The 22434-nt window shown below is 55.9% G+C and carries 22 protein-coding genes; 12 read left to right on the top strand and 10 right to left on the bottom strand.

Annotation, left to right across the window (positions count from 1 at the left end):
- Positions 1 to 7 precede the first annotated feature (7 nt).
- Together hisG and murA are read right to left on the bottom strand one after the other, a co-directional pair.
- Positions 8 to 676: an ATP phosphoribosyltransferase gene (hisG, locus tag FEF65_RS01380; RefSeq protein WP_138237980.1), complete on the bottom strand. Its 669-nt coding sequence runs from the start codon at positions 674 to 676 to the stop codon at positions 8 to 10.
- On the bottom strand, positions 669 to 1964 hold the full coding sequence (murA, locus tag FEF65_RS01375) for a UDP-N-acetylglucosamine 1-carboxyvinyltransferase (RefSeq protein WP_138237979.1): 1296 nt from the start codon (positions 1962 to 1964) through the stop codon (positions 669 to 671). The genes hisG and murA overlap by 8 nt, the downstream gene beginning before the upstream one ends.
- 129 nt (positions 1965 to 2093) lie before the next feature.
- Here murA and FEF65_RS01370 point away from each other — a divergent pair, with 129 nt between their 5' ends.
- Entirely contained in the window at positions 2094 to 3029 is a 936-nt protein-coding gene (locus FEF65_RS01370) for a homoserine kinase (protein WP_138237978.1), read from the top strand.
- 67 nt (positions 3030 to 3096) lie between these two features.
- On the opposite strand, the gene FEF65_RS01365 is transcribed toward FEF65_RS01370, so the two are convergent.
- On the bottom strand, positions 3097 to 3402 hold the full coding sequence (locus tag FEF65_RS01365) for a hypothetical protein (protein WP_138237977.1): 306 nt from the start codon (positions 3400 to 3402) through the stop codon (positions 3097 to 3099).
- Positions 3403 to 3517: 115 nt separating this feature from the next.
- Positions 3518 to 4120, bottom strand: a complete 603-nt coding sequence (folE, locus tag FEF65_RS01360; RefSeq protein WP_138238096.1) for a GTP cyclohydrolase I FolE — start codon at positions 4118 to 4120, stop codon at positions 3518 to 3520.
- Between the two features lie 237 nt (positions 4121 to 4357).
- On the opposite strand from folE, the gene FEF65_RS01355 reads away from it, so the two are divergent.
- Positions 4358 to 4939: a histidine phosphatase family protein gene (locus tag FEF65_RS01355; RefSeq protein WP_138237976.1), complete on the top strand. Its 582-nt coding sequence runs from the start codon at positions 4358 to 4360 to the stop codon at positions 4937 to 4939.
- Positions 4940 to 5101: 162 nt separating this feature from the next.
- Here the strand turns inward: FEF65_RS01355 and FEF65_RS01350 are convergent, their stop codons facing one another.
- Positions 5102 to 6505, bottom strand: coding sequence for an adenylate/guanylate cyclase domain-containing protein (locus FEF65_RS01350; protein ID WP_138237975.1), 1404 nt, complete (start codon positions 6503 to 6505; stop codon positions 5102 to 5104).
- 266 nt (positions 6506 to 6771) lie between these two features.
- Here FEF65_RS01350 and FEF65_RS01345 point away from each other — a divergent pair, with 266 nt between their 5' ends.
- The 3 genes from FEF65_RS01345 to FEF65_RS01335 all read left to right on the top strand — a co-directional run bounded on the left by FEF65_RS01345 (position 6772) and on the right by FEF65_RS01335 (position 9101).
- Complete coding sequence (locus tag FEF65_RS01345; RefSeq protein WP_138238095.1) at positions 6772 to 7626, top strand: motility protein A; 855 nt, start codon at positions 6772 to 6774, stop codon at positions 7624 to 7626.
- The gene (locus tag FEF65_RS01340; protein WP_138237974.1) at positions 7626 to 8381 is read left to right on the top strand and encodes an OmpA/MotB family protein; all 756 of its coding nucleotides are present in this window, start codon (positions 7626 to 7628) and stop codon (positions 8379 to 8381) included. Before FEF65_RS01345 ends, FEF65_RS01340 begins: the two co-directional genes overlap by 1 nt.
- A 213-nt stretch (positions 8382 to 8594) precedes the next feature.
- Positions 8595 to 9101 carry a DUF992 domain-containing protein gene (locus FEF65_RS01335; protein WP_138237973.1) on the top strand — a complete coding sequence of 169 codons (507 nt, stop codon included), beginning with the start codon at positions 8595 to 8597 and terminating at the stop codon, positions 9099 to 9101.
- 78 nt (positions 9102 to 9179) lie between these two features.
- Here FEF65_RS01335 and FEF65_RS01330 read toward each other — a convergent pair whose 3' ends face one another.
- The gene (locus tag FEF65_RS01330; protein WP_138237972.1) at positions 9180 to 9722 is read right to left on the bottom strand and encodes an NAD(P)H-dependent oxidoreductase; all 543 of its coding nucleotides are present in this window, start codon (positions 9720 to 9722) and stop codon (positions 9180 to 9182) included.
- 231 nt (positions 9723 to 9953) lie between these two features.
- Here FEF65_RS01330 and FEF65_RS01325 point away from each other — a divergent pair, with 231 nt between their 5' ends.
- A complete protein-coding gene (locus FEF65_RS01325; protein ID WP_202978175.1) occupies positions 9954 to 10628 on the top strand; it encodes an LOG family protein in 675 nt (224 codons plus the stop codon).
- A gap of 143 nt (positions 10629 to 10771) precedes the next feature.
- On the opposite strand, the gene FEF65_RS01320 is transcribed toward FEF65_RS01325, so the two are convergent.
- Entirely contained in the window at positions 10772 to 12454 is a 1683-nt protein-coding gene (locus FEF65_RS01320; protein WP_138237970.1) for a cation:proton antiporter, read from the bottom strand.
- 190 nt (positions 12455 to 12644) lie between these two features.
- Here FEF65_RS01320 and FEF65_RS01315 point away from each other — a divergent pair, with 190 nt between their 5' ends.
- Positions 12645 to 14240: a Ppx/GppA phosphatase family protein gene (locus FEF65_RS01315; RefSeq protein ID WP_238701101.1), complete on the top strand. Its 1596-nt coding sequence runs from the start codon at positions 12645 to 12647 to the stop codon at positions 14238 to 14240.
- A gap of 8 nt (positions 14241 to 14248) precedes the next feature.
- On the opposite strand, the gene FEF65_RS01310 is transcribed toward FEF65_RS01315, so the two are convergent.
- The 3 genes from FEF65_RS01310 to ppk1 form a co-directional block, all read right to left on the bottom strand.
- On the bottom strand, positions 14249 to 15241 hold the full coding sequence (locus FEF65_RS01310) for a GGDEF domain-containing protein (protein ID WP_138237969.1): 993 nt from the start codon (positions 15239 to 15241) through the stop codon (positions 14249 to 14251).
- Positions 15238 to 15903: a hypothetical protein gene (locus FEF65_RS01305; RefSeq protein ID WP_138237968.1), complete on the bottom strand. Its 666-nt coding sequence runs from the start codon at positions 15901 to 15903 to the stop codon at positions 15238 to 15240. Before FEF65_RS01305 ends, FEF65_RS01310 begins: the two co-directional genes overlap by 4 nt.
- A gap of 182 nt (positions 15904 to 16085) precedes the next feature.
- Entirely contained in the window at positions 16086 to 18188 is a 2103-nt protein-coding gene (gene ppk1 / locus FEF65_RS01300) for a polyphosphate kinase 1 (protein WP_170304401.1), read from the bottom strand.
- Between the two features lie 184 nt (positions 18189 to 18372).
- On the opposite strand from ppk1, the gene FEF65_RS01295 reads away from it, so the two are divergent.
- The 5 genes from FEF65_RS01295 to FEF65_RS01275 all read left to right on the top strand — a co-directional run bounded on the left by FEF65_RS01295 (position 18373) and on the right by FEF65_RS01275 (position 22432).
- Positions 18373 to 18915, top strand: a complete 543-nt coding sequence (locus FEF65_RS01295) for a hypothetical protein (RefSeq protein ID WP_161595148.1) — start codon at positions 18373 to 18375, stop codon at positions 18913 to 18915.
- Between the two features lie 203 nt (positions 18916 to 19118).
- The gene (xseA, locus tag FEF65_RS01290) at positions 19119 to 20597 is read left to right on the top strand and encodes an exodeoxyribonuclease VII large subunit (protein ID WP_238701100.1); all 1479 of its coding nucleotides are present in this window, start codon (positions 19119 to 19121) and stop codon (positions 20595 to 20597) included.
- Positions 20594 to 21412, top strand: a complete 819-nt coding sequence (locus FEF65_RS01285; RefSeq protein ID WP_138237965.1) for a M23 family metallopeptidase — start codon at positions 20594 to 20596, stop codon at positions 21410 to 21412. The genes xseA and FEF65_RS01285 overlap by 4 nt, the downstream gene beginning before the upstream one ends.
- A 17-nt stretch (positions 21413 to 21429) precedes the next feature.
- Positions 21430 to 21816 (top strand): response regulator, encoded by a 387-nt coding sequence (locus FEF65_RS01280; RefSeq protein ID WP_138237964.1) that lies wholly within the window; start codon positions 21430 to 21432, stop codon positions 21814 to 21816.
- Between the two features lie 7 nt (positions 21817 to 21823).
- Positions 21824 to 22432 (top strand): SPOR domain-containing protein, encoded by a 609-nt coding sequence (locus tag FEF65_RS01275; protein ID WP_138237963.1) that lies wholly within the window; start codon positions 21824 to 21826, stop codon positions 22430 to 22432.
- The last annotated feature ends 2 nt before the right edge of the window (positions 22433 to 22434 follow it).

Genomic DNA, 22434 nt, shown 5'->3' with positions numbered 1-22434 from the left:
GATTACCTTACCCGTTGCCTTTCATTTTAACTGCCTGGCGCAGCCCGGCGATAATTTCACCCACCTGTTTCCTGCGCGTCGCAAAGCTTGCAGGATTCACAATCAGACGACTGGAAATATGATACAGCGTCGTCTCTTCCACCAGTCCATTGGCCTTGAGCGTACCGCCAGTTTCAACCAGATCAACAATCCGTTCTGCCATGCCGACCAGAGGCGCCAGCTCCATTGAACCGTACAGATGAATAATCTCGGCCTGTACCCCCTGAGTCAGGAAATACTGTGAGGCCAGATGGTCATACTTTGTCGCCACCCGGATGCGGCTGCCTCGCCCGGGCACGCCCCCCTCAACCAGCTCTTTGGGACCACACACACACATGCGGCAGCGACCGATCTCAAGGTCGAGCGGCTCATAGACACGCGGTCTGTACTCCAGCAGTGAATCACGACCGGCGACACCCATATCGGCAGCACCCTGCTCCACATAGGTGCAGACATCGGCCGCACGAATAATCAGAAAACGCACCGGCGTCCCCTTATAGTCGCCGTCCACCATCAGTTTGCGCGTTGTTTCCACATCTTCAGCCGGCGTAAGCCCTGCTGCAGCCAGCAGTGGCAGCGTCTGCTCAAGAATCCGCCCCTTGGACAGGGCAATGGTCAATACCCGTTGATCAGCCATTGAAATGCCCCCCCTGCATCCAGTTTTCGCTTGCACTGACCCGCTCAATACGAGCACCAAGCTTGCTCAGTTTTTCTTCAATACGCTCATAACCGCGATCAATATGATATACACGCGACACCGTTGTCTCCCCCTTTGCCGCCAGCCCTGCCAACACCAGCGAGGCCGAAGCGCGCAAATCGGTCGCCATGACCGGCGCACCGGAAAGAACCGCCCTGCCGTGCACAACCGCAGTGTTGCCATCCAGACGGATATCAGCCCCCATGCGCGCCAGCTCCTGCACATGCATAAAGCGATTCTCAAAAATGGTTTCACGGATCACACTGACACCTTCGGCCAGCGTCATCAGCGCCATGAACTGGGCCTGAAGGTCTGTCGGAAAGCCGGGATGAGGCAATGTGTGAATATCAACCGAGCGGAGTCGCCCCAAAGCCTTGCAACGAATAAAATCATCCCCCGTTTCCACCAGCGCACCAGCGCCCCGAACCTTGGCCAGAAACGCCTCCAGCATTGACGGATCAACACCGGTCACCGTCACATCACCGCCGGTAATCAGTCCGGCGGCCAGATAGGTGGCCGCTTCAATACGATCGGCAATGGTGGTCATCTCACCGCCATGCAGTCGCTCAACACCGCGAATCACAATCCGGTTGCCGCCATCGCCCTCGATCAGGGCACCAAGCCCACGCAATGACTCGGCCAGATTGACAATTTCAGGTTCGCGGGCGGCGTTTTCCAGTACCGTTTCGCCCTTTGCCAGCACCGCTGCCATCATCAGATTTTCGGTACCGGTCACAGTCACCTGATCAAAGACAATCCGTGCCCCCTTCAATCCGCCCGGTGCGCGGGCAACAATATTACCCTGCTCCACCTCGATGGTCGCACCCATGGCCTCAAGCCCCTGCAAATGCATATCAATCGGACGCGCACCGATGGCACAACCACCGGGCAGACTCACCCTGGCTTCGCCAAAACGGGTCAGCAACGGCCCCAGCACCAGCGAAGAGGCACGCATGGTTTTCACCAGCTCATAGGGAGCCTCCGCCTTGGTCGCAGCCCGTGTATCCACATGCAGACAGTATTGATCATCATAGGAGACATCCGCCCCCTGCCAGGCCAGCAACGTCATCATCGTCGAAATATCACGCAAATGGGGAATGCGCCGGTAGGTTACCGGCCCGTCCACCAGAATCGCTGCCGCCAGCAATGGCAGCGCTGCATTCTTTGCACCGCTGGCCTCAATTGTACCAGAGAGGGCAATTCCACCCTGAATGATAATTTTATCCATTGATTCACCCGCTTTCTGAAGATCGACAACGCTAGCGGCTGCAGCCATGGTGAACAATGGCCTTCCATCCCGCATGCTTCCGGGCAACGCTGATTTGCCAAAGCACGACAGGCTTCTAGAGTAACGCTCATGTCTGTTTATACTGAACTGAACTCATCCGACTTCACTGCCATACTGGCCGATTACAATCTCGGGCAGCTACACGATTTTCAGGGCATTGCCGCCGGTATCGAAAACTCCAACTATTTTATCATCACCGACTCGGGCCGTTATGTACTGACCATCTTTGAACGCATGCAGGCGGAAGAGCTGCCCTATTTCATGCGCCTGATGAAACACCTGGCGACCAACGGCCTGTCGTGCCCGGACGTCATGGCACGCCATGACGGCTCGCTGCTGTTTGAAACAAATGGAAAACAGGGGTGCATTGTCTCCTGCCTGTCCGGCAAGACACTGGATGCACTTAATATGGCACAGCTGCGCTCATCCGGCGAGTCACTGGCCCGCCTTCATCTGGCCGGGGCAGACTTTGATGAGCACAGAAGTAATCCGACCGGCCCTGAGTGGCTGGCAGGAAAGATTGCAGAGGTTGTGGAAAAAACCGCCTCCATCTACGGCAGGGATGCAGCAGAACTACTGACAGATGAGCTGACATCGCAACGCGCCCTTGACTGGAGCTCACTGCCTCGCGGTGTGATTCACGGTGATCTGTTTGTCGACAACATCCTGTTTGATGGCGATCAGGCCAGCGGCATCATCGATTTTTACTACGCTCATGATGCAGCCTTCGCTATGGACATCGCCATTACACTCAATGCCCAGGCCGTTCTGCTTGGTGATCATGATCAGCAACGCATGGACGCATTCCTTTCCGGTTATGAAAAGCTGCGGCCACTGCAACAGCAGGAGCGGGAGGCATTGCCGTTGCTGCTCAGACTTGGAGCCCTCCGCTTCTGGGTATCACGCCTCTATGACGCCATTTACCCGCGTGGCGGCGCCATGACCCAAACCAAGGACCCGGAAGAGTATCGCCGCAAGCTGATGTTTCATCGCAGGAAGGCATAACAGCCCGCCTGCGATTCATCATCAGATAAACCGGCCCCCGTCGCATCAAGCTCAGAGGTGAGCCCGATCAGTGCAGTGATGCCACCTCTTTTGCACCATTCCGGGTCGCCTGCCAGCCGGCAGAGAGCTTCTCACCGGTCCACACCGCCAAATGACGGGCGCCATCGCAGGTCGCATCCCATGCCTTACCGGCATGAACCAGCGTCCAGTGTCCGGCGCCATCGGCAGCCTGCCTTGTATTCCCCCACACTTCGGAAGCACCGGACCGGGTCTTGTCCCAGACACTTTCATCGGCCAGTGCCAGTTGAGGCACACTCAGTGCCGCATAAACCATGACGTAGACTACAAATGAGGTCATCAACAATTTTCTCATCACACCACACTCCATTCGGTTTTTGTGTTTCAGCAAACCGATTGATAGCTGCAGCATGCTCAGGCGTATGTGTCGGGAATCACACCTTGCAGTAGCTGTCAAACAAACCCCGGCATCAGCCGGTTGACTTATTCATCCCGATCAACTGAAACAGCTCCAGCCGCGAGGATGGATTATTCAGAAATGCCCCGGTCAGCTTGGAGGTCGTTGTCCAGGAGTTGGGCTTGTGCACACCGCGATGGCACATGCAGAAGTGCTGACACTGAACAATCACCGCCACGCCCTCCGGCTCCAGCACCTCTTCAATGGCATTGGCGATTTGCATCGTCAGCTTCTCCTGCACCTGCAGGCGCTTGGCATAACCATCCACCACTCGAGCCAGCTTGGAGAGACCAACCACGCGTCCGCGCGGGATATAAGCCACATGCGCCTTGCCCACAAAGGGGACAAGATGATGTTCGCAATGGCTGTGCACATCGATATCGGATACCAGCACAACCTCGTCATATCCCTCCACCTCTTCAAAGGTCTTGAGCAGGTGGTCACGCGGGTCCTCATGATAACCGGAAAAGTGTTCAGTCATGGCTGACAGCACGCGCGCCGGCGTCTCCTGCAGCCCTTCGCGATCAACATCCTCGCCCATATACTCCAGCAAACCGCGTACATGTTTCATTGCTTCGATATTTTTCGCATCGTTCAAATCAAAATCTTCCGTCACTGGCATCTTCCTTTTGTTGATCTGGCGTGCACCATAGCGCATTTTTCACCCGTGCAAAACCGGAAAGCAGATAGGGATGAAAGATAACCGACGACCACATCCCCCTCTCCGACAAGGTACAAGTGAATCGGATTTCAATGCCGGCCATGAGCTTTGCACAATAACAGAACGGCACGAACCGCCTTATGAGCACGCTGAATATGAATCAGTAACACCCCAACAACTGCAGGAGAAGAGATGCTGACACTGGATTTATTGCGCCACGGTGCACTGCAAGGCGGCGTCAAATACCGTGGCCAAACAGAAGGAATACTGACGCAGGATGGCTATAACAGCATGGATGCCGTATGGCAGCAGCTGGCCGGCCACATTGACTGTATTGTCACATCTCCGCTTTCACGCTGCGCAAATCCGGCAACCGCCTGGGCAAAGCAGCAAGATATTCCCTGTATCATCGAGCCGCGCGTGGCCGAAATGCACTACGGCGCCTGGGAAGATAAAACCGCTGCAGAAATCGGGCGTGAATTCCCGGGTATGATTGAACAGTGGCGCCGGGACCCGACCGGCATGCGCCCTCCCGGAGGTGAATCACCGGAAGAGCTTCGGCTTCGCCTGCACAGCTGGCTCACCGAAACCATCGCCACCTGTCAGGGGCAGCACCTGCTGCTGGTATCCCATTCAGGCAGTCTGCGCATGCTCATCAGCATGGCTCTCGGCGCCCCGATTGCTGCCACCCGTCAATTATCCATGCCATACAGCTGCTGGAGCCGTCTGCAATGCAACCATCAGGGCATAACACTTGAATTTCATTGCCGATAACGGGGGACACTGCTCTGCACTTGCAGACAGAGCATGGACGACCTCACAAAAGCAGGCACGTAAGTGTTTGATATTTGATAAACAAGGGCAGCGCTGCAAATTTGTCATTGCGGGCTGACTTCTGCCGGGGTGGCTATCAATCAGCAACGCCCCGGGTACCACTCACCAGCCCTCATCATCGTCCTCATACTGCCCCGCCGCAGGAGCCATCTGCTGAAACTGCTTTTCGACCACCGCAGCCACCTCCTGCTCCACATAGAGCTCACCGGGAAGAACGGTAATACAGCGAACCTCACTGCCATCCGGTAATATACGAGAGCCCAGCTCTTTCGGCCGGAATCCATGGCCAAGTGCAAGCATGGTTCCCTGCAGCGCGACAAGCCCGTCCGCCTCAACAATTCCGGCAAGCTGAATCGCCAGAGCAACAGGAGCACCGGCAATCGTCAGCTGCTTGCGACGTCCGACTCCGAGATAGCCAATCATGACCTCGCCAAGCGCAAAACCAACCCTGAAACGGACAGAACTCCCCCCTTCGCTCTCCAGGCGTTTGCAAATCTCGACAATGGCCATCCCCGCCTTGGCCGCCTGATTCTCATAACATTTCAGATCAAACGGGTGATTGAATACCATCACCATGCCATCACCGGCAAAGCGATCGACATGACCACCGAATTCATGCGCCACATGCTGAAACAGGGTGAAACAGCGATTCAGCGTGTGCAACGCATCCTCCTGCGAGCCGGCCACACCGTTACCGTTGTAATCCACAACATCGATGGCCACTACCGCCACCTCTTTTCTTTTCTCCATCCGGTGGGCATTGCGATCATACTCATCAGCAACCAGCTGGGGCCGCTGGTAGCTGCCATAAAGGTCATGCAGCTTCTCCCGCTGTTCGAGTGCCGAAACCATCTGGTTAAACTGATGAAATGCCCGTCCGAACTCATCGGTCGAACGCACAGGCAGATGAGCGGAAAAATCGCCGCTGGCAATTCGTTTGGATGCCCGGGCAAGCAGCCTGAGCTGCCCGCGAACACGCCCCCCCATGACAAACGCCAGCAAGGATGTCATCAACGCCATCAGCACCGCCACGCCGCCAAGGCGCCATTTGATCTGATCGGCATAACCGGCCCAGGCCTTGCCGGGGTTATAAAGAGCCAGCGCCCCCAGAGATGCCGTATTATAACGCACGGAAACAGCATACCACTGTGCTGCGCCGGCCACCGGTGCGGCAACAGATGGAAAGGCTTTCATACCGCTCACCACCGCAGGCGTTGCCAGATCACCGAAGTGCTCCTCTTCACCATTGGACCACTGCAGATAGACCTGCACATCGGGTACGCGCTGCATAAACAGCTGAATCAGGGTATCCACCTCTGCACGACTGTTTGCCATCATCGGCACCTTCAGCTCATCAGCCAGCAAGGTCGCCAGCAGACTACCCTGATCACGCTCACCAGACTCCCACGTCTGCTGCTCAATGCTGTTAATACTCACCATCATGACCGCGCCAACCACAACCACAATCATAAATGCCAGCATGCTCCAAACCCAGCGCAACGACATCAAAACCTCCCCGTAAACCCAGTCCACCCGCATACGGCACACACATGTCTGCATATCGGGCCGGATACAACCAAGCATATTACCTGCCAATCATTTGGATACATCCCCGTCAATGAACTGACGATGCCCGGAAAAACACCAGCTATTCTGCGACATGATGTATTGGCCTGATTATTGCTGAATCTGTTGCAATCAATCAACCGGCCTGCCCGCCCGTGCAGCGAGTCCTGGCCACCACGACAAAGCATGCCAAGGAGAGTCTCACTATGGATCTATCCACCATCGCCGGAATCATGGTCGGCATCGGGCTGATTGTTCTCTCCGTCTTCCTGTCCGCCGTACAACCGGATATCTACCTGAATATGCCAGGCCTGCTGATTGTGATTGGCGGCACCATTGCTGCAACACTGGTCAGCTTTCCAACCCATGAACTGACCAAGGTCTTCCGGGTCCTTGGCAATGCATTTCGCAGCCATGAATATTCGATTCAGGATGACATCTCCGAGATTGCCCATGCCGCCCGCCTGCGTCGCCATGGCGACCTTGCCCGCATTGAGGATCAGCTCGAGCGCATTCCCAACCCTTTTCTGAAAACAGCCATCCAGCTGGTCATCGACAACACACCGACCGATGAGATCGTCAATATCCTGCAATGGCGCATCAAGCGATTACGTGAGCAGGAGCGTGCCGAGGCCCATATTTTTCATGTGATGAGCGTGTATGCACCGGCCTTCGGCATGTTCGGCACACTGGTGGGCATGGTGAATATGCTTTTTGGCATCAATGGCCCGGACATGCTCAATGTGGGCCACAATATGGCCGTGGCACTGATGACCACGCTGTATGGCCTGATTTTGTCCAACCTGATATTCAAACCCATTGCCATCAAGCTGGAGCGACGCACCGAAAAACGGGCCATGATCATGCGCATGATTGTTGAGGGTACCATTATGCTCGCCGGCAATCGCAGCCCGGTCTTTATCCGTGAAACCCTGAAGTCATTCTCCGCCCATCATGATGATGAACTACGCCGCGGCAGCAGCTCAACGGGAGCAGATGAACTGGAGCAACCCGGCCGGAGGGCATCCAAACAACAACGCAATCTGGATGATGATTTCTGATGAGCCAGAAAACTGAAATCATTACCGGGAAATCCGGCATGGAGAGCATCCGCAGCCATATCCTCAGCGATATGGAGGAGCGCGAACATGAAGAGGAGTATGAGATCACCCATGAAGGGTGGATGGTCGCCTACCTTGATCTGATGACGCTGCTGCTCGCCCTCTTTATCATCATGGGGGCAATCAGCCACTCAAAAGCAGGCGTTAAAATGCAGTCCCCGACATCACCGCAAGTCACCTCGACAGAGGGGACACCGGTCTCCGACAACGCCACCATTCAACGCCACGGCCAGCGCAATGGTGACGAGGAAAGCCTGCAGCGCATTCTGGGCAGCAACTCCCTCGGCGGCGTCATGGATTTCAAGGTTTCACCCGGCCAGATTCGTCTGCAGATGGATGCAAAACTGCTATTCAGGGCAGGCCAGGATCAGCTGGAAGAGTCCGCCAGGGTCCCGCTGAAAAACCTTGCCAGGGTGCTGCAAACCTACAGTGGAAAAATAGAGGTGGCCGGCCATAGCGACAGTACGCCGCTTGATACGGCCAACAATCGCTCCAACTGGGAGCTTTCATCTGCCAGGGCAACCTCCGTGGTCAAGGCACTGATTGATTTCGGCATAGAACCGGGACGTCTGCACGCTTCCGGCTATGCCGACACACGACCGGTCGCATCCAATGCCACCGCCGAAGGACGGGCAAAAAACCGCCGGGTTGAGTTTATCATTGAAACAGGGCCGGAGCTTTTGCGACAGCGATAAAGCTCCGCCCCTCTTCCGACAACCAACGCACGACTCTGACCTGGATCTGACCGCTGCCCGCACCTGCCCCGCCGTGGCAGGTGCGCATCGATACGGGTGTGGCAAAAGCCGGCACAACACAACCACATGGCCCTGTATTATTTCATTTGCCTTGGTCTATAATCATACCTGCTCCCGGCAGGGAGAGCATCCCGTCAATGAAAGGAGTCAGACATGAAACACACGCTTACAAAACTTGGCACCACCGGCGCGATTGCATTGGCACTCGTACTGGCCGCTGTACCTCAAGTCATGGCCGGCGAGTCGACATCCGGCACAAAAATCGGCGTATTAACCTGTAAAACCGTACCAAACTCAGGTATGAATCTGCTATTACACTCCACCGTCGATGTACGTTGTGACTTTGTATCCACCGATGGCAGCGGTACTGAACACTACATCGGTGAAACCGGCGTCGGCTTCGGCGTGGATCTTAGCTATAAACGTGAAAGCACGATTGCGTTTACCGTCTTTGCTGCGGATGTTCGTAAGGGCAATCACAAACTGGCCGGCAAATACATTGGCGGTGGCGGCTCGGCCACAGTCGGGGCAGGCCTTGGCGCCCAGGTACTGCTGGGCGGTGGTAACGACAGCATCTCTCTGCAGCCAGCCATCGAAGGTTCGACCGGCCTGGGCGTCAGCGGTGGTGTGACCTACCTCTACCTGCAAGCGGACAAATAGAGGATCATGAGAAACACACAGGGGCCGTCTACGCGGCCCCTGTTGTCTATGCAGCACCAGCCTGAAGCGGCCTCCTGTTCAGGAGAGCAGACGCCCGGCGATCTCCGCCACATGCGCACCGTAACTGCGGGCCGCCCTCAGCGAAGCATCGGAAATGCCGCCCGGCATCCCCTGGTGATTGCCCGTACGCCCGTAAACACCCCACGGCAAGCCGCCATCGGCATAGCCGGGCAGCGATTTCGGAAAACCGACCACAACCATGCCATGGGCAAGAAAGTTGGAGTGCAGTGATACCAGCGTCTGTTCAACACCGCCACCGCCGCCACCCAGGCCGCCGCCACTGGCAAAGACTCCGCCCACCTTGCCTTCAAGCGCGCCATCCATCCACAGCCTGGCGCCCTCATCGATAAGCTTTTTCATCGGCCAGGCCATTGAGCCCATATGCACAGGCGTACCGAGCAGAATCACATCCGCCGCCGCCAGATCATCCAGCGTCGTCTGCGTCACTGTCTGAACAACAACCCGGGCCGCAGGAGATGCCGCCCTGTAACCGGCCGCAATCGCCTCCGCCATTTTTGCCGTACTACCATAGTCGGAGTGATAACTGATCAGCACCTGCATCGGACAAACGCTCCTTTATATCCCGGCGGGAATTCGAACAACTACGCTTCGCGGTTATTTCACTCTGCACAAGAACCTCATGCACAGGCTGATTGTTGTCTGGACAGCAACCACTCAGCCATCTCCCCGGATGGCCTTAAACACTACATGGAGCCGACATCATGTCCATCTGCTCAAGAGGTGATTTTTCAACCGGATTCTTTATAATCCCGTGGCATGGAGGGCTCTGTCATGGAGGATCTGAAAGGTTCGGAAGCCTGGCGCATATTCAGGATTATCAGCGAATTCACCGAAGGGTTTGAAAAGCTCGGCACCTTGCCATTCGCCATCTCGATCTTCGGCTCGGCACGCACACAACCCGGCGACGCTGCCTATCAGGCGACCGAACAACTGGCCTGCCGTCTGGCAGAAGAAGGGTTCGCCGTCATCTCCGGAGGAGGCCCCGGCATCATGGAAGCCGCCAACAAGGGGGCACGTACCGGTGGAGGGAAATCGGTCGGCCTGAACATCATGCTGCCACAGGAGCAAACCCCCAATCCCTATCAGAATCTCTCTCTTGATTTCCGCTACTTCTTCGTACGCAAGGTCATGTTCGTCAAATATTCGATGGGATATGTCTGCATGCCCGGCGGCTTTGGCACACTCGATGAGTTCTTCGAATCGCTCACACTGATGCAAACACACAAAACATTTCCGATGCCGCTGGTATTATATGGCAGTGAATTCTGGGGTGGATTACTCGACTGGATCAGAAATTACGTTCTCAAATACGGACTGATCACAGCCGAGGATCTTGATCTGATCAAACTGACCGATGATGTGGAAGAGATTGTCGCCATTATGAAATACCACCGTGACTGGAAAGCACACCAGGTTGAAATCGCCCGCTCACAACAGCTGCCATAGGGAGGTGCTGATGGATGCCCTCCTGGCAAAAATCAGTTCGCCAAGACAAAAGCGTGACAAAGAGGGAGGAGCCGACCGGACGGCCAACAGCCGCCCGCAGGGCGAGGGCATGATGCCCGAGTCACTGTTCCTGTGCTTGCAAATCAGATGCCGGCTCCGTTCGCCACCACAGCAATCTCATGCTCAGCCACACCTGTATACTTGCCGATCATCCCTGCCGTAATCATCTGATCACTTCCGAATGTATCGGCTACCACCTCGGTAGCCCCTGCCTGATAAAACTGGTAGAGATGAATCTCCTTGCGTGTCCGGACAATAATCGGCAGCTCACTATCCACCGAACGGATGCGGCAAATAATTTTCATCGCTGTATGGAAATCAATCATACTGATCACGACCGCTGCCGCCCTGCTGACACCACAGGCATAGAGAAGCTCCAGACTCCCCGCATCACCATATGAGACAGGCTTTCCGCAACTGACCCCCTGCGTCACCAGCTCCGGTTCAAGCTCGATTGCCATGCACGCAATCCCTTCGCTGAGCAACAGATCGAGCGAGTGCTGCCCTACCCGACCGTAACCACAGACAATCACATGCCGATCAAGTGCACCGGCTGTTTCAAGGATACCATCCCTGATCTGCTGCCTGCTTTTTGTCACCGACTCCGGTAACAGGAGACTCACAATCTGGCCATTATAACGGATCAGTAATGGTGCCAGCATCAGGCTCAACAGCATCACCGCCAGCATCAGCTGCCCTTCAACCGGTCGCAGCACCCCCGCCTCCATAGCCAGAATGAGAATAGCGAAACCGAACTCCCCCCCATGTGCCAGAATAATGCCGGTTCGCAACGATACGGCCCCATTCCAGCCGGCCATACGACAGAACAACGCAACCAGCACCAGTTTGCCGGCAATCAACAGCAACAGCATGCCAATCACCCACCCCCACAGATCGGGCAGCAGGGAGATATTGAGCATCATACCAACGGCGATAAAAAACAGACCCAGCAGGACATCCCGGAAAGGACGAATCTCCGACTCCACCTGATGACGAAACTCGGTTTCACTCAGCATGACACCGGCGAGGAAAGCCCCCAGCGCAAAGGTCAGACCGATCTGATGGGTCATCCAGGCGGAACAAAGTACAACCAGCAAGACGGTCAGGGTAAACAGCTCCGCTGAATGAAACCTTGCCACCTCCCGGAACAGCGGTCTCAGCACCCATCGCCCGATGGCAAAAATAAGCAGCAGCGCAAACACACCTTCACCCAGAGCAACCACCACGGTCCAGGTCGATATTTCAACCGATGTACCGCTCAGCATGGCAACCAGAATCAGAAAAGGCACCACCATCAGATCCTGAAACAACAGAATACCGAGACTGTTCCTGCCATGCCGGGTTTGCAGTTCGGCCTGATCAGCCAGCTGTTTGGTCACCAGTGCCGTCGATGACATGGCAACCACACCGCCCAGCACCAGAGCACTCCCCGGCGAACGATCGGCAAGCAGTGCCAGTGCTGTCGTCACAGCTGCCGTCAACAGCACCTGCGCACTGCCAAGCCCAAGCAACGTCGACTTCATCCGGGAGAGAATGGCAATGGAAAATTCCAGCCCGATGGTAAACAGCAGCAAAACAACACCAAATTCCGACAACAGACGAATCTGATCAACATCGTACACCAGCCCCAGACCGTACGGACCAATGCTCGCCCCGACGACGAGATAAGCCAGGATCGGCGGCAACCCGATACGCAGAAAAAAAACCACAACAAACACCGTCGCAGCCAGCATAATCAGGGTATCATTGAGGGAGCTGTATTCCATCGCGTCTCCATGATTCACCTGCCGTTGGCAGGTCTCCCCATGCTTCCCCCGGGGAGAGACTGATCTGTCGCCATCCGGCGCATCAGCACTCCCTTTAAAATATTGTAAAAAGCACCTTAATGCAAGTCGGCCGCCCCTTTCATCGCCCCGTTCTCTTCTGTAGCTGATCCGCGCAGGGCAACACATCGATATGGCTATTCCCTCGCTGAAACGTATGATCGCCACTATGGAGATCGTCACCCTGATTGCACATGAGACACCGCCTGAACCGGGCGCCATGGTGGCTGCTATCGATGTAGGATCGAATGCGATCCGCATGGGTGTTGCCACGCGCGATGCCAATGGTATGCCGATTCTGATCCAGCGTTATCGGGAAGCTGTACGACTCGGACATGATGCATTCACGACCGGAGTTTTGAGCCCCGCAACGATGGAAAACGCCGTGGAAGCATTCCGGCAATTCCGCCGTATCCTTGATCAGCATCAAATCGGCATTTACCGGGCCACTGCAACCAGTGCCATGCGTGACTCCCGCAATGGGGCAGAGCTGGTCAAGCGCATTCAGGATGAGGCCAATATCCGGCTCGAACTGATCAGTGGTGAGGAAGAGGCCCGGCTGGTGCACTACTCGATCTCGCGCCGCGTTGATCTTAACAACAAGTTCACCCTGCTGGTCGATATGGGCGGCGGCAGCGTCGAGGTCACACTCTGCGATAACGGTGAGGTCATTGCCTCACAAAGCTTCAAGATCGGTACGGTGCGATTGCTCGAAATGATGGGACAGGGTGGCAACTTTAATACCCTGTTATCGGAATACCTTGATGCCACGCGCAAGAAAATTCGCGAGCAAATCGGTCGACGCAAAGCCGATCTGTGTATTGCAACCGGAGGCAATGCCAGCGCCATCGGAGAGCTGGCCAATCAGCTGCTGGCGACACCATCCATACAGACCATCACGCGCAAACAATTAGCCACACTGATTGAGAAGCTGTCCGCCCTGACCTTTGAAGAACGCGTTCGCGATCTTGGCCTGCGCCCGGACAGAGCCGATGTGATCCTGCCGGCAGCCATGGTGTTTCACGAAATCATGTCACTTGCCGGTGCAAAAATCATGGAAATGCCCGATGCAGGACTGCTTGACGGTGTCATCCTCGATATGGTGGACGGGGAAGAGCGCACCTTCCTGTCCAAACGAAAAAACCTGATCGCCTGGACTCGCAGCCTGAAAAGAAAATATCACGTCGACCAGAGATATGCCAAACACGTTGCCAGCCTGTCGCTGGCACTCTTTGACCAGTTAACCGAACTGCACAAACTGGGACCGCTGGAGCGGCTGCTGCTGGAGGTTGCCGGGCTGGTTCATGAAATCGGTATGTATATACGTGTGGGCGGCCACCACCGGCATGCCGGCTATGTCATTTCAGTCTCGCCACTGCTCGGCCTGAGTGATCGGGAGAAGATGTTGCTGGCTCAGGTTGTCCGCTACCAGCGTAAAGGGCCGCCATCCGATACACACGAAGGCTTCGCTGCCCTGCCGCAAGAGGATCAGAAGAAGGTCTGGCAACTCAGCGCCCTTCTTCGCCTTGGCATCGCCCTGAACAAAGAGCGACGCAACAGAGTCCACAACATACAGGTACATACCGACAAAAAGCAGATCGAGCTTGTCCTCAATGGCGAGGGTGATCTGCTACTTGAACGCTGGGCTGTCCTGCAAACATCCGATTATATCGAGCAGGCATTCAACCGATCGATGCATATCGACATTACCAGCCCCGAAAACAACTGAGCTCGCGATTAATAGCGGCGCTGATTGACCACAATACTGTTTCCGGCAACAAGCTTCGCCTTGTGCTTCACCTCGCCGGCCACCTCTGCCACCTCGACGTGCGACTGAAACACGCCGCCCTCACATTCAACCACTGCAATCGATAAACTCATCAAGCTGAACTGCATACGGTCACCCTGGCGATTCTCACCAACCAGATAGCCGCACTGACGATCGGAAGCATCGTAAAGCAGCAACGACTGCCGCTGAAAACTCTGCAGCACCCGCTCAAGCCGCAGACGCCATTCCGATGGCGCCAATAACATAACAAAGTCATCACCGCCTATGTGACCGATAAAATCACCGGCCGCGCCGGACTGGCGCAAAATGCCGGCAACCAGCTGGATCACCCGATCGCCTCTCTCATAACCGTAGTGATCATTGAAAACCTTGAAATAGTCCAGATCGATATATGCCAGCACAAAGGAGGCTTGTGCCTGCAGACGCATATCGATCTCGCGATTGATAATGTTATTGCCTGGCAAATGGGTCAGCGGGTTGCTGTCAAAGGCACGTTCAAGGCGAATTCCGGTAATGGCACGCAACACCGTAATCACCGAAAGAAGCCCGCAATAGCTGCCGTCACAGACCATAATCGCCGGATCAAACACACACTGCTCATCACGGGCGGTCATCGCCTGACTCACCTGCTCGATACCGGTATGGACATCCAGTATCACGGCCTGATCCTCCATCAGAATATCCACTGACTTCCGTCGGTTTAGCTCATGGGAAAATTTATGCCCGAACACCGAAAGGGTTTTGCGACGGGTGACAAGACCAAGCGGCCGCATCTGATCATCCACCACCGGCAAAGCCACCAGTTCACCATCATTGCGAAAGCGCTCCAGCACCGCCGTTGACATCATGTGCGAGGAGAGCGGCTCTACACATGTCACATGCAAGCCGGATGGTATGGAGAGCTCATCTCTCTGTTTCCTGATGTGATTCTCGCCCGTCATATCGTCAGCTCCGACCTTGACTCATCCACATAGTCACACATCACCGAACAGCCCGCCCGCCCGATCATACGCGGCAACAACACAAGCATGGAGGCAACCGTAGCGGGAGAGAGGCAGTAGCGCTGATCGGCATAAAGCATCAGACACTGCGGTTGCAATTGCTCAATCAGGGCCAGCTGGAGATTGCCGCCACGCAACATCGCAGCAGCAATGACCACGCCGGCACTGCGCAGACGGGCAACAGAAGCGGGGATTGCCCGGATCGGCATGTTCGGAGCCTCGTCACCTGTGACCACAACAACCAGCCTGCCGGCATCGATCGCAAGCATCCCGGCAGTCGTTAACAACATGGCTGCATACTGCTCATCGACAAGCTCGGCGAGTGTCGCATCCAGGTAAAGATAGCCGGGCATCTGCTGGGCGGCAAAACTGCGCAGGGCGTTAAGCATGCATACACATGCCTGCCCATCGCCATCACCGACAGCTGCAGCGTGAGTGCGACACAGGCACTGTGCCCGACTGCCATCCATAGGCTTGCCAGCCAGTGTATATAAGGGTTTGAAAACAGTGTGCAGGCCGGTGAGTGAGGCAATCATCTGTTCGGCAAGACTGATCGAGCCTCTCCCGTCGATCCATTGACTGGGTGTGGTCAATATCTGCATCCGGTATCTCCTTGACCCGGCGGGGCTCACAGTCCCCCGTTTACCGGAGTCAGGGAAAAACTAGGCAGCGTTCATGTCAACGTAATGACAAAGAATTAAACCATGCGCACAGACAGCTGCAGCCATGAGATGACCGGCAGAAAGCCGGGGCATCCCATGGCTGCAGGAGGCACGGGATAAACCTACCCCTTGATACAGCCAAGAATCTCCATCAGTTCCCACTGGGCACTGCGAGACTTGTTCGGTGAGCGGACCCGCTGATACACGCCATCCCTGCGCAAATTCCAGGCCCCCGTGTTATCAGCCAGAAATGGCCTCAGACCAAGGTTAAGAATGTCTTTTGCGAGTTTTTTATCGCGTACAGGGAAACAGGTCTCCACACGGCGGAGCAGATTGCGATTCATCCAGTCGGCACTGGCGCACAAGACTTCCGGCTCACCCCCATTATAAAAGTAGAACACGCGAGTATGCTCAAGAAAGCGGCCCAGCACGGAACGAACGCGGATATTTTCCGATACTCCCTTGATACCCGGACGCAGGCAACAGATGCCGCGTACAATCAGATCAATCTTCACCCCGCTCTGCGAAGCACGATACAATGCCTGAATAATCTCCGGCTCTTCCAGACCGTTCATCTTGGCAATAATACGGCCTTTACCACCTGCCCGGGCATTGGCTGCCTCCACCCCGATGCGCTCAATCAGGCCACTATGCAAGGAGAAGGGAGCCTGCAACATGGTTTTAAGTTTGGATACCCGCCCCATGCCGGTCAGCTGCTGGAAAATCCGGTGTACATCCTCACCCAGATCCGGTTCACAGCTCAACAGACCGAAGTCTGTATAGAAACGGCTGGTCACCGTATGGTAGTTGCCGGTTCCCAGATGCACATAACGCCTTAGCGAGCGCCCTTCGCGGCGAACGATCAGCATCATCTTGCAGTGGGTTTTGTAACCCACCACGCCATACACCACCTGCACACCGGCAGCGGAAAGACGATCCGCCAGAGCAATATTATCCTCTTCATTAAATCGGGCGCGCAGCTCGATCACGGCCACCACCTCTTTATTGGCACGGGCTGCCTTGACCAGTGCATCCACAATCGGCGAATCCGGCACCACCCGGTACAGCGTCTGCTTGATGGCCAGCACATGCGGGTCACTTGCCGCCTGCATCAACAGCTCAACCACCGGGGTAAAACGGTGGAACGGGTGATACAGCAACACATCACCTTCATTCAGAATCCTGAACAGATCCCGATCCTCCCCCTGCAGCCGGGCAGGCGTCGCCTGCTCAAATGCGGGGTACTTCAAATCAGGTCGATCCACCTGATCACAAACCAGAGCCATCCGGTAAAGGTTCACCGGCCCCTCAACCCGATAGAGATCGTCCTCTTTCAAACCGAACTTTTCGAGCAGAAAATCGGACAGTTCGGCCGGGCACTTGTTGGATACCTCCAAACGCACGGCGCGGCTGAAACGACGCTGCAGCAACTCACCGGCAATCGCCTGTTTCAGGTCCACCAGCTCATCATCCACATCCAGCTCGCTATCCCTGGTAATACGGAACTGATGACAGAACTTTGCCCGCATGCCGGGAAACAGCTCACCGACATGGGCATGAATAATCGATGAGAGAAAAACATAGCAGTTTTCGGAGGTCGCCACCTCATCCGGCAGCCGAATCATACGGGGCAACGAGCGGGGAGCCTGCACAATGGCATAGTTCGAATCACGACCGAACGCATCCTTGCCTTCCAGTGCCACCATAAAGTTAAGAATCTTGTTGAGAAGACGCGGAAACGGGTGCGCAGGATCCAGTCCGATAGGGGTTAATACCGGAAGCAGCTCACGGTTAAAGAAGCTGTGAATCCAGGCCTTCTGCTCGTCATTCCATTCAGCCCGGTGCAGAAAGCTGATCCCCTGCTCGCGTAGCGCCGGAATAAGCTCACCATTAAGCAGCTGATACTGGTCACGCACCACTCCCAGCACCTGCTCACGGATCCGCTTGAGAATTTCGGCAGCGGTCAGACCATCGGCCCCCTTACGCATTGAGCCAACAGACATCCATTGCTTCTGGATCGCAACCCGCACTTCAAAGAACTCATCCATATTCGATGAGCAGATACAAAGAAAACGTAAGCGCTCCAGCAACGGAACATTCGGGTCCGCTGCCATCTCAAGCACACGCCGGTTGAACTCCAGCATGCTAAGATCCCTGTTTAAATATAACTCCGGGCTATCAAGCGATAACTCAACTTCCTCTTTCAAGCACTCACCTCGATTCATGGGGGTCAAACTCCGAACACTATCCATTGATGGCAGCCTGTGACGGATGCAGCACGCCACACTACCGGCCCAACATGACAGCAACATGTCATTACAGGACGATTGTCATCGAACTGTAACAGGATTGCCACCAACATGACATCTTCAATCCATAGCCTTCGCAACGGAGGAAGAAAACCACATCATGAACACCCATTTTTCAGAGCCGAATAACATGGCTATCGTCATCAGCCACCACTCACCGGCCAGACAACAGGCGATTAACTGGCTTGAGCAGCAGGGGTACGAATGCATCCTGCTATCAGCGTCAGAAACACCCAGGCAGGCCCGGCTGCCCGCAGCCAGCCTGTTTGTCATTGATATCTCACCGGCCAACCGACAGGGCATCGAGATCCTGCAACAACTGCAGCTGCAGCAGCCACAGGCGCTGCTCATCGCCCTCTGCCGGGGCGGTAACAGCCCGGTCATGCGTCGCGCCCGCACCATCGGCATCGACGGTTTCCTGTATATGGATGACGCAGAAGCAACGGTTGATCTGCAACGGGGATTTGCTGCAACCGTCTCGATGTTCCAGACAGATCACGTTTTCAGAGCCGGCAGCCATAGCCGCCATCAGCTGATGCTGTCACAGCCACGCCACACGCATGTCACTACAGTGTCATCATACCCTGTTCGCATGCATGCATCTTCGACAAGGAGGTTCCCATGGGTTCCTGCAGACCATTAAAACAGGACAACAGTCCGACCTGCGAGCATAACGAGCCGGAAGCACTTTCACTCTGCTGCATCGGCGCCATGATGTTGATGCCCTATTTGCCTGATGACAGTGACCTGGACAATAACCGGCCTCTGCACCGGCCAACCTCGCACGGCCGCCCCTCCGCTACACTCTTCATTTGACCTCCCCCCCGGCCCTGCCATCATTGGCTGGTGTCCGACGCCCCGCTTTCACCCGTTTCTGTTACCCAGTTAACCGCCCGCATCAAACAGATGCTCGAGCAAGGCTTCGCCAATGTTGCGGTCAGCGGCGAGGTCTCACGCCTGACCCGCCCCTCCTCCGGCCACCTCTACTTCACCATCAAGGACGCCCATGCCGCCATCGCTGCGGTGGTCTGGCGCTCCACCGCCCTGCGTCTGCGTGAAGCACCCGAAGAGGGGGGCGAATATATCTTCACCGGCCATATCAGCCTCTACGAACCACGCGGCAGCTACCAGCTGGTCGTCACCCGCATTGAAGCGGCCGGCGCAGGCCAGCTGGCAGCAGAATTTGAACGGCGCAAACAACGCTTTGCCGGCTATGGCTGGTTTGAGCCGGGCAGGAAACACCCCGTGCCGCCGCTGCCTCACCACATTGGCATTGTCACCTCAGCCACGGCAGCCGCATATGAAGATGTCAAAAAAGTACTGGCCACCCGTCCGGCCTGGCTGCAACTGACGCTAAGCCCCTGTCTGGTACAGGGAACCGCCGCCCCTCCCACCATTGCCCGCGCACTGCAAGCGCTCATCGACATGCCGGCGCCCCCTGAGCTGATTCTGCTCGTCCGCGGTGGCGGCAGCATTGAAGATCTGTGGTGCTTCAATGATGAGGCGGTGGTTCGCGCCATCGCCGAAAGCCCGATCCCGATCATGACCGGCATTGGCCATGAAATCGACATCACACTGGCGGACTTTGCCGCCTCGCAGCGCGCTGCAACCCCTTCCAATGCAGCAGAACTGGCCTGTCCGTCACGGCAGGAGCTGCATAGACGCCTGCCCAAAGTCAGCAGCATGGCCGGCATATTACGGCAACGCCTGAACGAATCCCGCCACCGCAGCAGTGCACTTGCCCATCGACTGCAACATGCATGGCAACGCAGAACGGATGGTCGCCACCACCGCTGCGAACAATTGCACAGTCGCCTGAGTCATCAGCGCGTTCCGCTGTTGCAGCAACGCCGGGAGCGCCTGAGAGCAGTCGAGAAAAGACTCGCCGCGATGGAGCCTGGGCGACAACTGCATCAACAGCGCCACCGTCTGAGCCAAAGGGTCAATCAGCTGCACCAGGTTTTGCACCACGACCTGCAGCGCAAAACCGGACACGCGCGCCAGACACAACAGTCACTGCTACTGGCCGGCCGCGATCTGCTGCCGCCACAAAAACAGCAACTGCTACCGCTCACCCTGCGGCTGGGACAATTGCGCGCCGACTTTATTCCGGATCGCAAACAACTGCTGACCCTCTTCGACAGCCGGCTGCGCAACTATGACAAGCAGGACATTCTTGCCCGTGGCTATAGCCTGAACTACGATGAGGATGACAAACTGATCACCCGTATTGCACAATTGCAGCCGGGAGCGCTGCTGCGAGTTGAATTTCAGGATGGCTCGGCTGCTGCACGCATCGAATCAACAAAAAGGATTCCGACATGAAACGATATGCCTGCCTGCTACTGCTGGCAGCCTGGTCACTCCCTGCTCAGGCAACCGAATACACACTGACACAGGGCGATGTCATCACCGTTGAGACGACGCTTAACGACAAGGCTCCGACGCTCCACTGTTTCGGCAAATCATGGCCGCTGAAATCACTCGGCGACCACCGCTGGCGAGGCTGGATTGGTGCCGACCTGAAGAGCAAACCGGGCGACTATACCGCACAGTGGCAACATGGCAGCAAGGTACTGGCCTCCGACCATCTGCACCTGAACAAGGGCGAGTTCCGTATCTCGCGGATTACGGTTGAAAAGAAAATGGCCGAATTTGACGCAAAAACCATCGCGCGCATTCAGCGAGAGGTAAAGGCACTTAAAGCCACTTACACAGAAACAGTCCGGGCGAATCCGGATATCGTGATGCACTATCAACCGGTCAACGGTGAGGTATCCACCCCCTTCGGAGCCCAGCGCTATGTCAATGGCGAAGCCCGCTCACCGCATTCCGGCATCGATATCGCAGCCCCCGAAGGATCCCCCATCCGATTGCCACTGGCAGGAAGCGTACTGATGGTCACCGATATGTACCTGAATGGAAAAACCATCGTCATCGGCCATGGTAATGGATTAGTTTCCGTCTATTCACATATGCACGCAACCAATGTCAGCAAGGGACAATGGATTAAAACCGGAGAACAGATCGGCAGCGTCGGTGCAACCGGTCGCGCCACAGGCCCCCACCTGCATTGGGGCGTGCGCTTTAACAATGCGCGCGTCAACCCGGCCAGCCTGCTGCCACAAAACAACTCATAAGAACCCGAGGTATGCCCATGTCGATCAAGGTCCTGATCATTGATGATGAAGATTCCGTCCAGTCCATTCTGACAGCGTTCCTGAACCGCTATGTCAGCAACAGGGGCATGCAATGCGAAATTGTCACCATGGGAGATCCGGTTCAAAGCCTGTTTGAACTGACAACCTCCGGCTCTCAGTACCAGCTGGTGCTGCTCGACGTGCGTATTCCGAAACTATCCGGTGATGAAATCTACAGCTCCATCGAGCAGGTCAATCCCGACATTCTCGGACGTATCATGTTTATCACCGGCTACCCGGAAGATCTGTATGAGCGTTTTCCCGGCAAACGTTTTAATGTACTGCAGAAACCGTTCCGCTTCGAAAGCTTTTCAAACAAGCTTGATGAACTGCTGAACCGCTGACGTCACGATGTCAGAATCGACCCACTGGCAGGCTTCGCAGGCCGAACACCGTATTGCCTGGATCACTGCCGGCATCTGCATTGCCCTGCTGTTTATCGCCTCGCTGCGACCGCAATGGTTTGAGTTTTCTCTCCCCTCATTCGACAACAACACGTCATTTACCAGCCTCCATGAGGATGAGCCGGTAGCAGCCCGGCCTGAGGCCGAGGTGCCATCAGAGCCGGAGCCACAACAAGCCGAGGTCATACCGCCTCCTGCCGAGAAGAAAATCGCCACGGTGACGCCATCCACCCCGGTGGCTGAGCCTGCGAAAAAAAGTCCGGCTAAAGAGATGATCCACGAACGGCAGCCCCCCCGGCAGGTCACCAGACAACCGGCTCAGCCGGCAAACGGCTATTATGTCCAGCTGGGAGCCTTTAGTGAGCAACCCAGGGCTCAGGGGCTGGCAGACCGACTGACCAGCCTCGGCTTTCAGGCTCAGGTTGTGACCCGGGGCAAGTTGCACGCGGTATGGGCAGGCCCCGCGCCTACGCAACTGAAGGCCGAACAACTGCAAAAAGCCATCGCATCCAAATTATCCAACAAGGGCTTTATTACCCATCAGACGGGCACATAAAG

Source organism: Mariprofundus erugo (assembly GCF_005818865.1).
GTDB lineage: Bacteria > Pseudomonadota > Zetaproteobacteria > Mariprofundales > Mariprofundaceae > Mariprofundus > Mariprofundus erugo.
Note: the sequence above shows the minus strand (reverse complement) of the source record. Positions and strands in the feature narration are given on the sequence as shown.